Here is a 13,444-nt window from a genome sequence, read left to right as displayed (position 1 = left end):
CCCACTTCTGCCCGGGAGATTTCAGGGTTGCGCCAGGGTAGGGCCGGATTCCGGGTGCCCGCGCCGACCGTCACCATGGACGCATGACCGAAGTACACGACGCCCCGCCGGCGGACACCGGGGCACCCCGGGCGGCCGAGCCCCGGCCGCCCCTGCGCCGCAGCAAGCGCGACAAGCACCTCGCGGGCGTGTGCGGCGGCCTGGGCCGGTACTTCGACCTGGACCCGGTCGTCTTCCGGATCGTCCTCGGCGTCCTCGCGGTCACCGGCGGCGTCGGCCTCATCTTCTACGGCTTCGCGTGGCTGCTGCTCCCGCAGGAGGGCGAGGAGGACAGCGAGGTGAAGAAGCTGCTGACGGGCCGGGTCGAAGGGGCGACCCTGGCGGCGGTGTTCGCCGCCCTGGTGGGCTGTGCGCTGTTCCTGTCGATGCTGGACAACGGCGCGCTGGCGCTGTTCTCGGTCCTGGTGGTGCTGGCGCTCGGCGGCGCCTCGTACTGGTCCCAGCGGCGCCGGCAGAGCCTCGCCCCCGAGACGGAGGCGCCCGCCCCGGGCGGGGCCGCGTCCCGCGCCGCGCACTCTCCGGCGGCCCCGCCGGAGACGAAGGCGCCGCCCGCTCCCGGTTCCCCCTCCTGGTGGCGGGACCCGCTGGTCAAGGACGGCACCACCGGCCCCGTCGGCTCGACGGGGTACCTGTGGGGTCCGCCCGACGCCGCCGGCCCGGTGGAGTCCGAGGCCGCGGGCACCGCGGACGCGTCCGTACGGCCGCCCGCCGCCGCCCGGGTCCGCGGGGGCGGCATCGGCGGCCGGGTGTTCGTGCTCGCCCTGCTGGCGGGAGCGGCCGGTACCGCGGCGCGATGGGAGGGCAGCTCCCTCGGCGAGGCCCTGCAGACCGGGCTCGCCGCCGCCCTGATCGTCTTCGGCCTGGGCCTCGCGGTCAGCTCCCTGGTGGGGCGCACCGGCTTCGGCACGGTCGTGCTGGCCGTGTTCACCTCCGGTCTGCTGGCGGGCGCCGCGGCGCTGCCGCGCGAGATCGGCACCGACTGGCGGGAGGTCGAGTGGCGGCCGGCCGCGGTGGCCGACGTACGGCCCGAGTACGAGGCGGGCACCGGGCTGGCCACCCTGGACCTGAGCCGCCTGGACGTGCCCAGGGGCACCACCGTGGCCGTGAGCGCCTCCATCGACGCGGGCCGGCTCAAGGTGCTGCTGCCCCGGGAGGTCACCGCCCAGGCGGACGTCACCGTCCGGCGCCTCGGCGACATCCAGCTGCCGGGCGACTACGCGGGCCGCATCGAGCGGGCCGGGCCCGGGCAGCAGAACCGGACGGCGACCCTCGCCCCGGCCGCCGGCACCGAGGCCGGCGGGACGATCGAGCTGGACCTCAGTGCGGGTATCGGACAGGTGGAGGTGGCCCGTGCGGCGTCATGAGTTCCAGCCGGGACGGCTGATCGCAGGGCTGGTCCTGCTGCTGGCGGGCGCGCTCTACCTCGTCGAGACCACCGGTGAGGCCGACATGCCGTGGTACGCGGTCATCCCGCTGACCGCGGGCGGGCTGACGCTGGCCGCACTGGTGGGCCTGGTCACCTACGCCGTACGCCGTGACCGGCGCGAGGCGATCTCCGAATCCAGGGACAGGTAGGGCGCACCGGCGAGGATCAGCGGGGTCCAGGCCATCAGGTAGATCAGGTCACTGACGTACTGCTGCTATAGGGTCTGCGCCTATGAAGCCTGTGCGTGTACTGATCGCTCTCAGGATCAGCAACGAGACCGACGCATCCACTTCGCTGGAGCGCCAGCTCCAGGACTGCATGGCCTACGTAGCCGAGAGGCAGCACCTCGGATGGCAGGTTGTGGGCGTGGCCAAGGACGCCCACATCTCCGCCACCAAGTCCCATCCGTTCGAGAGACCACAGCTCGGGGAATGGTTGAACAACCGGGCACCTGAATTCGATCTGCTGCTGTTCTGGAAGATGGACAGGTTCGTCCGCAAAGTCGTCGACATGCAGGACATGATCAAGTGGGCGACGACTCACGGCGGCAAGTTCCTGGTTTCCGCCAAGGAACCCGTACTCGACATGGTCGGCCCATTTCGGCACGTCATCATCGACCTGTTCGCGGCTATCGCCGAGACCGAAGCCCAGAACATCTCCATGCGAGTCAAGTCGTTCCAGAGCTACGCCAAGTCCAAGAACGTCTGGGCCAAGGGAATCCCGCCCTACGGTTACGAATCATTCCGCGACACCGACGGAGCAATGAGACTCCGGGTGCGCGAGAATCAGAAGGAAGTCATTCGGGAGATGTACAAGCGGGTGGTCGAGGCCTGCGAGCCCTACTCGGCCATCTGCGATGACTTCAACGCCAGAGGCATTCTATCCCCTGGCGGCGAGAGGATGTCGAATCGCCGGAGGAACAACGGCGAACCTCTACCGATATGGCGGAGCCGCACCCTCACATCCATCCTGAGGTCTGAAACAATCCTCGGCTGGAAGTGCGAGGAAGTGAAGGTTCCCGGAAAGAAGTATGGATTCTCCCAGCCGATCCTGACTTCCGAAGGAAAGATTCGCATGGCAGACCCACTCATCACAGATGACGAGTGGTCGAAACTCCAGGACGAAATGAATGGGCGCCCAAGCGCTGCCCGCCGCTCGACGAAGAACACGACTGCATATCGCGGCGTGGTACTCTGCGGCGGCTGCGGCGGCAACTTGTATCTCTTCAATCCGGAGCGGCAACAGGGCAAGCCTGTCTATCGCTGCAACAAGTCGGCCAACCGAGAATCCTGCGGGAAGGGTTACGCCTTCCGAGCCGAGAAGGTGAGGGAGGTCGTAGAGAGCGCGGTACTGGGAGTCATCGGAGACTTCCCCATGCATGAGCGTCACTACGTCAAGGGTTCGAACAACTCCCAGAGACTCCAGGAGATCAAGGAGTACGTGACGGAACTCCAGAGGTCCATCCGCCCCGGAGGAAAGAACTCGGCCGGATTCGCCAAGAAGGCCACCGAAGAAGAGATCGCAGCCCTCTACGAGGAACATGATTCCTTGGCCGCCGAGGGAGACAAGCCGGACAGGTACGAATACCGGGACACCGGGGAGACCTTCCGCCACATGTGGGAGCGGAACGAGGGCAACGACACCGAGAGGACACGCCACCTACTCAAGGCGGGGATCACCGTCCGCCTGAACCCGCTCATCAAGGGAGTCTCGAATACCACGGACTTCGGCGCAGTGGTGGATCTGGGCAACCTGAGCCAGCCGTTCACTATGCACTGACAAACAACTGGGCCTCCAAAGGGGGCCCAGCGCTAAGTAGCACTAGATATAGAGAACCCCTCAAAATAGATGCACCTGTCTGCGAGCAATTCCCGGACGGAACCTCGCACATTCTCCACTTTGGGACGTCCCAATGAGGGTAGAACGTCCCTATGGCTGGCGATGAGCGTCTGCGGGCGACGATGACTTCCAGGGGGTGGACACACTGAACTCTTGCCGAGGCATCGGGAGTCGATCCCAAGAGCGTCGAGCGATGGGTGAACCTCGGGAGGGTGCCCCGGAGGGCAACCGCGATCAAAGCTGCCGAGGCCCTGGGAGAGGACATACACCTTTGTGGCCCGCGTTGAGGCAGGCTCGGTCGGCAAGGGCTGTGAGTCCCGAACTGGTGGCCCTCTCCGAGCAGCGGGCAGACCTTCCCGTGTCGGTGTTCGTCGACCTTCTGTCGTCGGCCCAAGAGCGGGTCGATGTCTTGGTTTATGCGGCCGTCTTCCTGCATGAGGCGTACCCCGCCTCAATGACCTACTCAGGGAGAGGGCAGAGGCCGGATGCCGGGTGCGCATCTGCTTGGGTGACGCCGACTCTCAGAACGTTCAGCTACGGGGCCAAGAGGAGAGATTCGGGCACGGCATCGAGTCACGATGCCGGCTGGCGCTGTTGCACTACCGGTCGCTTGTCGACGTCGCTGGTGTGGAGATCAGAACCCATGGAACGACGCTCTACAACTCGATCTACGGGGCCGACGACCAAGCCCTGGTCAATGCCCACGTGTGGGGCGTGAACGCGTACGGTGCGCCGGTGTGGCACCTGCGACGCGCTGACGGCGGGTCCATGTTCGACACCTACACCGAGAGCTTTGATGCCGTCTGGTCCACGGCACAGGAGGTCAGCTAGTGGCACGCATCGAGTACTTCGATGATCCGGACGCCCCGGAGCCGAACAGCATGGTCGTAGCGGCGTCTGCCGTGGTGACCGACGACATGGGCCGCATCCTGCTTCAGAAACGCTCAGACAGCGGTCTATGGGCTTTGCCGGGCGGAGGCATGGAGATGACCGACAGCCTGCCCGGCACGGCCGTCCGAGAGGTCAAGGAAGAGACCGGCCTGGACGTAGAGATCACCGGGCTCGTCGGGACGTACACCGACCCCCGGCACATCATCGCGTACACCGACGGAGAGGTCCGCCGACAGTTCAACGTGTGCTTCCGGGCCCGCCTGGTAGGCGGGACCCTGACTGTCTCGGACGAGTCCCTGGAACTCCGCTGGGTGGACCCTGGCGCTCTCGGCTCCCTGGACGTGCACCACACACAACGGCTGAGGCTGACCCACTTCTTGGAGGACCGGGAGGCCCCCTACCTCGGATAGCTCCGTCCTCAGGTGGTCGCCGTCCGCCTGCGCCTGATCAGGGCATCCAGTGACCAGTAAGGTGCTCCGGCCATCACAAGAGGTAGCCAGCAAAACAAGTAAGCGAGGTCGTTGCCGTAGTAGTACGGGGACACCGCCCACGACACCGTGAGCCACAGGCTGAGCGAGATCAGCGCCCCGCCGATCGCCGCGGTTCGCGACAGCAGGCCGGCCAGCGTGCCGAGGCCGACCAGGATCTCGGCGACGGCGAGGAACACGGCGAAGCCCACGGGGGATTCCAGGGACAGGTCCACGAGGGCGGGGATCGCCGAGGTGTCGCGCACCCCGCGCATCAGGTCGCCGATGGAGCCGTCGCCGGAGGCGGAGAGGAACGCGGGATCGAAGAGCTTGTCCAGTCCCGCGTAGACGAAGGTCACGCCGAGGAAGAGCCGCAGGGGCAGGAGGTGGTACCGGGCAGCCTGGTCACGCAGCCCGCGCGGTACGTCGGTCCGGGGAGGTGCTTCGGTTCTGGTCACGCGACATGTGTACCCCGATCACTCGGCCACGTCGATGGTGCAGCGGTTGGATTCCACTCCGGCGGCCGTGACCACCTGGATTTCGGTGCGCCCGGGTTCCACTTCCGCCGGGACCGGCACCGTCAGCACCGCGTCGGAGGGATTGGTGAACCCGCCGGGCACCGGGACCAGCGGTACGTGCACGTGGACCGCCCCGATCCGCACCACGAGCCGGGCGAGCATCTCCGGGGTCTGCGCCCCGGGCGGCACGAAGCCCACGCCCCGGATCTCGATGTCGTCCCCGGGGCGGACAGCGGCGTCCAGGTCCCCGGGCTCCCGTCTGCGCACCACCGACAGCACGAGCGGGCGGCTGCCCTCCGCGTACTTCGCCGCCAGGTACACCGCGGCGGACAGGGCGACGAGCAGGGCCAGCGCCCACGGCAGCTGCGGCAGCCGGTCCGGGAAGCGGGCGAGCGAGGCCGCCGCGTAGGCCAGGACGACCGTCGAGACGAGCACGTACTGGGCGTCCGGGAAGCTGCCGCGGCCCGCGTCGTCCGTCAGCAGGTCCGCTCCGCGCGGCCGGTCGGCCGGCAGCTTCTGCAGCCGCTGGCTCATGATGCGTACGGAGACCACCCGGCGCACCAGCACCGCCACCCCGGAGGTCAGCACGACCACCGACAGCAGCGGCAGCGCCCGGTCCAGGGCGAGGCCCGCGTACAGTGCCTGCCGCTCCGGGCCGGGGACCGACGCGGCCAGCCGCAGCGCGGGCAGCAGCGTGGCGAACGCCGTGAGCACCACCCAGGCGCTGGGCACCGCCTTCGAGGTGGACAGCCGGTTGTCCTCGCCGACCAGCGGGGCCAGCAGCCCGCCGCGCAGGGACTGGGCGCGGGCCGCGACCGTCAGCAGCCCGGCCAGCAGCAGGGCGGCGAGCAGTCCGGCGGTGCGGGCCGTGGACCAGCCGGTGCCGAGCGCGGCGGCGACCTGGACCAGCAGCAGGACGCCGGCGGCGATCCACACGGCGAGGACGGCCCGCCGCGAGAACACGTACAGCCAGGTGTTCCCGGCCTCCCGGCCGCGGTCGGCGACGTTGCGGGCGGACAGGGCCAGCTCGTCGGAGACCCACTGACGGGAGGCGCCGAGGGAGTGGGCGACGGCGGCCGGCACGCCCTGCCCGGCGGCGAACTCGTCGCGCTTCTCCAGGAACGCGGCGACCGCTCGGCGGTGCCCTTCACGTGCGCACTCTTCGCAGGCACAGGCAGTGGTATGGGTGCCGCGGGACATCTCTTGGACAGCCACGTACGTGCCGCCTCTCTGAACTACGGGGCAATGCCAGCGAATTGTGCACCACTGCGGCAGTGCTCCGGATTGCGCACGATGTCAGAGCAGGTGATTAACGGTTCATGATGTTGACGCCATGTCCGCGACGGTCTGCCACAGCGGCTGGTAGCTCACCCAGGCGGCGAGGTCCCCGCCGAACCGCTCGCGGGTGGCGAGGGCGCTGTGGTGGTCGATGAGCACCGGTTTCCCGGCGGCCCGTGCGAGCAGCTGGACCTGCGCCGCCCGTTCCGCCGCGACGAACCACCAGGCGGCCGCGTCCACGGAACCGCCGACGGTCAGCAGCCCGCGGTTGCGCAGGATGAGCGCCTTGTACGGGCCGAGCGCCCGGCCGATCCGCACGCCGTCCTCCGCGCCGGCGTACTCGTCGAGGAGCGCGTGGTCCTCGTAGAAGGCGCAGGCCTCGTGGGAGAGCGGGGAGAGCAGTTCACCGAGGGCGGCCAGGGCCCGGCCGTACGGGGCCTGCGCGCGGACGACGGCCACCGCCTCGGGGCGCGCCCGGTGCACGGCCGCGTGCACGGCGAAGGCCAGCTGGTTGACCCGCCGCTCCCCCTGCACCACGCGCCCGCCGCCGTCGACGAGCAGCAGGTCCTCGGCGCGGAGGGCGGCGAAGGAGCGGCCGAAGGGGTTCACCCAGTAGCAGTCGTCGAACTCCGGGTCCCGTGCGGTGACGTGCCCGGCGACCCCGTCCTCGTACCCGAGGCGGGCGAACAGCCGCAGCGTTCCGGCGAGGCGCTCCTTGCGGTGCGCGCGCTCCTCGGCCGGGTCGGCGTGCGCGGGCGGCATCTCGAACCGCAGCCGGTCCACGGGCACGGGTACGGGCTGGTCCGGCATGGGCGCTCCTTCGACGGCTCGGCACGCGGCGCAAGGTACCCGCGCCCCTGCCAAGTGGCCAGAGAAACGGCGGAGCCGCCGCTCCGAAGGAGCGGCGGCTCGTCACGCACTGCGGGGTGGGACTACTCCCACTCGATGGTGCCCGGGGGCTTGCTCGTGCAGTCCAGGACCACACGGTTCACCTCCGGCACCTCGTTGGTGATGCGGGTGGAGATCCGGGCGAGCACCTCGTACGGCATGCGCGTCCAGTCCGCGGTCATCGCGTCCTCGGAGGAGACGGGGCGCAGGACGATCGGGTGGCCGTAGGTGCGGCCGTCGCCCTGGACGCCGACGCTGCGGACGTCCGCGAGCAGGACGACCGGGCACTGCCAGATCTCGCGGTCCAGGCCGGCCGCGGTGAGCTCGTGGCGGGCGATGGCGTCGGCCTCGCGGAGCAGGTCCAGGCGCTCCTTGGTGACCTCGCCGACGATGCGGATGCCGAGGCCGGGGCCGGGGAAGGGCTGGCGCTGGACGATCTCGTCGGGCAGGCCGAGCTCCTGGCCGACCATGCGGACCTCGTCCTTGAACAGCTGGCGCAGCGGCTCGACGAGCTCGAACTCGATGTCGTCGGGGAGGCCGCCGACGTTGTGGTGCGACTTGATGTTCGCGGTGCCGGTGCCGCCGCCGGACTCGACGACGTCCGGGTACAGGGTGCCCTGCACGAGGAAGGCGACCGCGGGGCCGTCCTCCTGGAGGATCTCCAGCTGGGCCTGCTCGAAGACGCGGATGAACTCGCGGCCGATGATCTTCCGCTTGGTCTCCGGGTCGGAGACGCCGGCGAGGGCGTTCAGGAAGCGCTCCTGCGCGTCGACGACCTTCAGCTGCACGCCGGTGGCGGCGACGAAGTCCTTCTCGACCTGCTCGGTCTCGCCCTTGCGCATCAGGCCGTGGTCGACGTAGACGCAGGTGAGCTGGGAGCCGATGGCCTTCTGCACGAGGGCCGCGGCGACCGCGGAGTCCACGCCGCCGGACAGGCCGCAGATGGCGCGCTTGTCGCCGACCTGCTCGCGGATGGCCGCGATCTGCTCCTCGACGATGTTGCCGGTGGTCCAGGTGGGGGCCAGGCCGGCGCCGCGGTAGAGGAAGTGCTCCAGGATCTGCTGGCCGTGCGTGGAGTGCATCACCTCGGGGTGGTACTGCACGCCGTACAGCTTCTTCTCGTCGTTCTCGAAGGCCGCCACGGGTACGACGTTCGTCGACGCGGTGACGGTGAAGCCCTCGGGGGCGGCGGAGCAGGCGTCGCCGTGCGACATCCACACCGACTGGTTCTCCGGGGTGCCCTCGAAGAGGGTGGAGCCGGTCCTGGAGACGTGCAGCGGGGTGCGGCCGTACTCGCGGGCGCCGGTGTTGTCGACGGTGCCGCCGAGGAGGGTCGCCATCAGCTGGAAGCCGTAGCACATGCCGAAGACGGGGATCCCGGCCTCGAAGAGGGCGCGGTCGAGCTGCGGGGCGCCTTCCTCGTAGACGGAGGACGGACCGCCGGAGAGGATGATCGCCTTCGGGTTCTTGGCCAGCATCTCGTCGACGGGCATCGAGCTCGGCACGATCTCGCTGTAGACCCGTGCCTCGCGGACGCGGCGGGCGATGAGCTGGGCGTACTGGGCGCCGAAGTCGACGACGAGAACCGTGTCCGGGGCGCTGTCGTGGGCGGCGGAGGGTGCTTCTGGCACGGGGCGGCCTTCCGGCGGAAGAGGTGGCTGTTTTGTCGATTCTAACGGGGGACGCCGGGGCCCCTTTGTCTCACCATCCGAATCGGCTTGGCACACGACGGGACACGGGGCCATAATCCCTTCCGTGCGCAAGCAGCTGAGCTTCCTCTTTACCTATGGCACCGGCCGGTCCGGTCGCCATGGGTCATCGTGATGCTCGCTTGAGCCGCTGACTTCCCAGAGCGCCCCGGTCCGACAGGACCGGGGCGCTCCGCGTTTCCGCTCCTGTCGGCACGACCCACAGGAGAACACCATGAGCGTCACCACCACCCCCGAGCAGCTGATCGCCGAGTCCCGCACCCGTATCGACGCGATCGACGACCGGATCATCGGACTGATCCAGGAGCGGATGGCCGTCTCGACGGTCATCCAGGACGCCCGGATCGCCTCCGGCGGGCGCCGGGTGCACCTGTCCCGCGAGATGGAGGTGCTGTCCCATTGGAGCGATGCCCTCGGCAAGCCCGGCACCGCCCTCGCGATGACCCTGCTGGAGCTGTGCCGGGGCCGGGTGTGACGGCTGTTCGTCACTCGTCCGGAGCGTGACCGCCCCCGGGACGCTTCGTTGGTGAGGATGTCCGCGTCAGCCAGCCGCGGAACCGCAACACCACGCGTGGCTCTGCAGGAGCGATGAGACGTGCGCCTCGTGGTGCGCACGTCGTGGGACCTCGCTCCTTCGCGTGACCGGACGGCAGGGGACAGCAGCCCGGTCACCTCGTGGACGGCCGGCCCGGGGGACGCCCCGGGCCGGCCGTTCTGCGTACCGGGCCGCGCGGCCCGGCACGTCTAGGCGTGCGAGCCGGCCTTGCGGCGGAAGGCCAGGACCAGGCCGCCGCCCGCGGCCACGAGCACCGCGCCGCCGAGCGCGAGCATGCCGGCGGAGCTGCCGGTGGCGGCGAGGCCGCCGTTCGCGGTGGCGCCGGAGGTGGCGGTCGCGGTCGGCGTGGCCGAGGTGGTCGCCGTCGCGGACGGCGAGGGGCTGGTCGTGGCGGTCGGCGTGGCGCCGCCGTCCTTCGCGCTGATCACGACGGGCGTCTTGTCATTGGCGTGGTTCGGGTCCCACGGCTGCCCCTTGGCGCCCTCGGGCGCCTGCTGGCCGACCGTCACGGAGCCCGCCGCGTTCGCCACGACCTGCTCGATCTTCAGCTCGAACGGGTAGCTGAACTTCTCCCGCTCCCCCACGACGTGGCCGGTGGAGCAGAAGTAGCGCGGCGCGCCGAGCGTCTGCTCGCGGGCGGTGCCGTCGGCGTTGACGCCGTGGCAGCCGGCCGGGACCTTGGTGACCTTCGTGCCGGCCGGGATCACGATGTCGGTGCGGGCGACGCTCTTTCCGGAGCGCAGTTCCGCCACCCAGGCGGGACCGTTGTTGCGGAAGCCGAAGTCGGCCCTGACCGTCTCGCCCGTCCCGCCGACGAGGGCGACGGGCCAGGCCACGAGGTCGGCGCTGTTGCGCGTCCTGAAGTCGAACTCCTGGAGGTTGTTCCAGGGGTCGAGGTCGGCCGACTGCGCGGAGGCCTTGCCGGCGGCGCGTTCCCGCACGGCCAGCTTCTTGCCGCCGGTCGGCTTCCTGGACGCCTTGCCGACCTTCGGCTGCTGCCCGTCGGCGTACACGGCGTAGGTGAGGGTGTCGGCGAAGGCGTGCGGGGCGGCCTTGAGGGTCAGCGATCCGTCGACCCCGTAGACGCTGCCCGGCTTGTACTCGCCCTCCAGCAGGCACTGCACCGTGCTCCAGGCCGTGTTCAGGGGCTGCCCCTCGCCCTTGTCCTCGGAGTAGGAGCAGTTGTCGTACTGCTCCAGCAGGTCGATGCCGTGCGTGGTCCGCATCTCCAGGACGACGCCCCGGACGGGCTCCGTGCCCTCGTTCGCGAAGACGATCGACAGGTTCTGCTGGTCGCCCGGCTTCTGCTCCTCCTTGAGCGCGGCCCGCTCCAGTACCAGGTCGGGGCCGCCGACCCGGACCTTGGTGGTGGCGGCCTTGAAGGTGGCGCCCTCGGCCTTGCCGGTCACGGTGAGGTCGGCGGTGGCGCCGGCCTTGCTGCCCGGGGCGGCGCTGAGGTCAAGGTCGACGACGCCGGTCTCGCCCTTCCACAGCGCGGGCCGCTTGCAGGTGACGGCCGCCTCGGTGAGCGTGCACTCCGAGCCCTGCTGCTTCGCGAGGGCGACGTCGGCGATCCCCTTGAGGCCGCTCAGGTCGATCGTGAAGGTGCTCTGGCGCTCGAACGCCGAGGCGGTGTCGTTGACGAGCCGGAACTCGACCGAGGTCTTCTGCGGTGCGCCGCTCTGCCCGGGGTGCGGGCGCAGGCCGATCTCGGCCGGTCCGGCCAGGGTGAAGGAGGGGTCCGCGGCGTGTGCGGGGGTGGCTGCGAGACCCAGGGCGGCGATGCCGCAGGCAGCCAGCAAGGAGATGGGCTTTCTCATGCTGCCGTTGACGGTCGAGCGCGATGCGCAGTTGCCTCGTTGGCCATGTGATCGACACCACACCCCGGCTTGGCGGATTCCGGTACAACCATCAAGGCTGAACATCTGTCACGTATGTACCGCGGTGGGTACCGCGCTCGGAGGGGGAGCGCGGTACCCACCGCCGTCATCCGGCAGGTTCCGGATCCCGTGGGGGGATTTCGGGGACTGCCAGGAACGGCAGCCGCAGCGCGCCGAACGCGTCCTTGGGGACGGCCGGCCGGACCGGTTCGACCGCGTCCAGGCGGGTGTAGGCGGCGCCCTGTTCGGGCCGCGGGTCCTGCTCCCCCTTGTTCGGCCAGTACGACATCGCCCGCTCCGCCTGCGCGGTGATCGTCAGCGACGGGTTGACCCCCAGGTTCGCGGAGACGGCCGAGCCGTCGACCACCGAGATGCCCGGGTGCCCGTAGAGCCGGTGGTACGGGTCCACCACACCCTCCTGCGCCGACGCCCCGATCGGGCAGCCGCCCAGGAAGTGCGCGGTCAGCGGGGTCCCCATCAGCTCGCCGATGTTGCTGCCGGGGAAGCCGTTGATCTCCTCGGCCAGCAGGGTCGCGGCCTGCGTGGCCTCGGCGATCTGCACCGGGTTCGGGGCGCCGTGTCCCTGGCGGGCGGTGAGCATGCCCTTCCCGATCCCGCCCGGCCTGCGGTACGTGGTGAGCGAGTTGTCCAGGGACTGCATGACCAGGCCGATGATGGTCCGCTCCGACCAGCGCCGGTTGGACAGCGACCGGGCCAGCTGGAGGGGGTGCCTGGCGGTCCTGGCCAGCCAGCCGCGGACCCGGTGGGCGCTGTGGGGGACCTGCAGGACGGTCATGAACCCCATCGCGTTGGACCCCTTGCCGTAGCGGACCGGCTCGATGTGGGTGTCGGCGTTGGGGTGCACGGAGGAGGTGATCGCCACGCCCCTGGTGAAGTCGGCCCGCTGCTCCGTGCCGGGGCCCGCACCGCGGCGCCTGCGGTAGCGGCGGTCGTCGGTCTGCGCGCCGACGATGCCCTCGGAGTTGGTCCGGGTCAGCTGCCCGAGCCGCTCCGACAGGCGCGGCAGCTCGCCGCGGTCCTTCATGGTGTGCAGCAGGGTCTGCGTGCCGTACGTGCCCGCGGCGACGACCACGTACCGGCAGCGCAGCACCTTCGCCTTCCCGCGGCGGCGGCCGTCGGTGGGCACGGTGCGCACGCGGTGGCCGCCGTCCGGGTGCTCGGACAGGGCGGTGACCGTCGTCATGGGGTGGATGACGGCCCCGGCGCGTTCGGCGAGGTGCAGGTAGTTCTCGTTCAGGGTGTTCTTCGCGCCGTGCCGGCAGCCGGTCATGCACTCGCCGCACTCGGTGCAGGCCTTGCGGGAGGGGCCGGCCCCTCCGAAGTACGGGTCCGCGGTCTCCTCGCCGGGCCGGACCCGGGGCCCGGCGCCGGCGTCCTCGCCGTCGCCGAAGAAGACGCCGACCGGGGCCATGTGGAAGGTGTCCGCCACGCCCATCTTCTCGGCGGCCGCCTTGAGGTGGACGTCGGAGGGGGTCATGGTCGGGTTGAGGCGCACCCCGAGCATCCGCTTGGCCTGCTCGTAGTACGGGGCGAGTTCGCCCCGCCAGTCGGTGATGGACGCCCACTGCCGGTCCTCGAAGAAGGCCCGGGGCGGCACGTACAGGGTGTTGGCGTAGTTCAGCGAGCCGCCGCCGACGCCGGCGCCCGCGAGCACCATGACGTTGCCCAGCAGGTGGATCCGCTGGATCCCGTACAGCCCGAGGGCCGGGGCCCACAGGTAGTTGCGCAGGTCCCAGCTGTTCTTCGGCAGGCTCTCGCGGGTGAAGCGGCGCCCTGCCTCCAGGACGCCGACCCGGTAGCCCTTCTCGGTGAGGCGCAGGGCCGAGACCGACCCTCCGAAGCCCGATCCGATGACGATGACGTCGTAGTCGTAGGCGTCGTCGGACGCGTCGTCGTGCGACACGGATACCC

At 70.1% G+C, this 13,444-nt stretch carries 11 protein-coding genes and 1 pseudogene; 6 read left to right on the top strand and 6 right to left on the bottom strand.

Going from position 1 to position 13,444, the window contains the following annotated elements:
• The first annotated feature begins 83 nt into the window (after nucleotides 1-83).
• The 5 genes and pseudogenes from E6U81_RS10110 (at nucleotide 84) to E6U81_RS10090 (ending at nucleotide 4,626) form a co-directional block, all read left to right on the top strand.
• Nucleotides 84-1,424: a PspC domain-containing protein gene (locus E6U81_RS10110; protein WP_136229729.1), complete on the top strand. Its 1,341-nt coding sequence runs from the start codon at nucleotides 84-86 to the stop codon at nucleotides 1,422-1,424.
• Nucleotides 1,411-1,635 carry a hypothetical protein gene (locus tag E6U81_RS10105; RefSeq protein WP_136229728.1) on the top strand — a complete coding sequence of 75 codons (225 nt, stop codon included), beginning with the start codon at nucleotides 1,411-1,413 and terminating at the stop codon, nucleotides 1,633-1,635. Before E6U81_RS10110 ends, E6U81_RS10105 begins: the two co-directional genes overlap by 14 nt.
• An 82-nt stretch (nucleotides 1,636-1,717) precedes the next feature.
• The gene (locus tag E6U81_RS10100) at nucleotides 1,718-3,265 is read left to right on the top strand and encodes a recombinase family protein (RefSeq protein WP_136229727.1); all 1,548 of its coding nucleotides are present in this window, start codon (nucleotides 1,718-1,720) and stop codon (nucleotides 3,263-3,265) included.
• 182 nt (nucleotides 3,266-3,447) lie between these two features.
• Nucleotides 3,448-4,156 (top strand): annotated as a pseudogene (locus E6U81_RS10095) (helix-turn-helix domain-containing protein).
• A complete protein-coding gene (locus tag E6U81_RS10090; protein ID WP_136229726.1) occupies nucleotides 4,156-4,626 on the top strand; it encodes an NUDIX domain-containing protein in 471 nt (156 codons plus the stop codon). The pseudogene E6U81_RS10095 and the gene E6U81_RS10090 overlap by 1 nt, the downstream one beginning before the upstream one ends.
• A gap of 8 nt (nucleotides 4,627-4,634) precedes the next feature.
• Here the strand turns inward: E6U81_RS10090 and E6U81_RS10085 are convergent, their stop codons facing one another.
• The 4 genes from E6U81_RS10085 to guaA all read right to left on the bottom strand — a co-directional run bounded on the left by E6U81_RS10085 (nucleotide 4,635) and on the right by guaA (nucleotide 8,998).
• Nucleotides 4,635-5,141 carry a DoxX family protein gene (locus E6U81_RS10085; RefSeq protein WP_136229725.1) on the bottom strand — a complete coding sequence of 169 codons (507 nt, stop codon included), beginning with the start codon at nucleotides 5,139-5,141 and terminating at the stop codon, nucleotides 4,635-4,637.
• A gap of 18 nt (nucleotides 5,142-5,159) precedes the next feature.
• Complete coding sequence (locus tag E6U81_RS10080; protein WP_206309891.1) at nucleotides 5,160-6,416, bottom strand: hypothetical protein; 1,257 nt, start codon at nucleotides 6,414-6,416, stop codon at nucleotides 5,160-5,162.
• 102 nt (nucleotides 6,417-6,518) lie between these two features.
• Nucleotides 6,519-7,289 carry a class II aldolase/adducin family protein gene (locus tag E6U81_RS10075; protein WP_136229723.1) on the bottom strand — a complete coding sequence of 257 codons (771 nt, stop codon included), beginning with the start codon at nucleotides 7,287-7,289 and terminating at the stop codon, nucleotides 6,519-6,521.
• Nucleotides 7,290-7,411: 122 nt separating this feature from the next.
• Nucleotides 7,412-8,998: a glutamine-hydrolyzing GMP synthase gene (gene guaA, locus E6U81_RS10070; protein ID WP_136229722.1), complete on the bottom strand. Its 1,587-nt coding sequence runs from the start codon at nucleotides 8,996-8,998 to the stop codon at nucleotides 7,412-7,414.
• Nucleotides 8,999-9,290: 292 nt separating this feature from the next.
• Here guaA and E6U81_RS10065 point away from each other — a divergent pair, with 292 nt between their 5' ends.
• On the top strand, nucleotides 9,291-9,551 hold the full coding sequence (locus E6U81_RS10065) for a chorismate mutase (protein WP_031147873.1): 261 nt from the start codon (nucleotides 9,291-9,293) through the stop codon (nucleotides 9,549-9,551).
• 269 nt (nucleotides 9,552-9,820) lie between these two features.
• Here E6U81_RS10065 and E6U81_RS10060 read toward each other — a convergent pair whose 3' ends face one another.
• Both E6U81_RS10060 and E6U81_RS10055 read right to left on the bottom strand, forming a co-directional pair.
• Nucleotides 9,821-11,452, bottom strand: a complete 1,632-nt coding sequence (locus E6U81_RS10060; protein ID WP_168714598.1) for an LPXTG cell wall anchor domain-containing protein — start codon at nucleotides 11,450-11,452, stop codon at nucleotides 9,821-9,823.
• A gap of 166 nt (nucleotides 11,453-11,618) precedes the next feature.
• Nucleotides 11,619-13,436: a GMC family oxidoreductase gene (locus E6U81_RS10055; RefSeq protein ID WP_136229720.1), complete on the bottom strand. Its 1,818-nt coding sequence runs from the start codon at nucleotides 13,434-13,436 to the stop codon at nucleotides 11,619-11,621.
• Between the last annotated feature and the right edge of the window lie 8 nt (nucleotides 13,437-13,444).

The organism is Streptomyces sp. A0592 (genome assembly GCF_004795115.1).
GTDB classification, from domain to species: Bacteria; Actinomycetota; Actinomycetes; order Streptomycetales; family Streptomycetaceae; genus Streptomyces; species Streptomyces erythrochromogenes.
The sequence above is the reverse complement of the archived record's forward strand: the minus strand, read 5'-3'. Positions and strand labels throughout refer to the sequence as shown.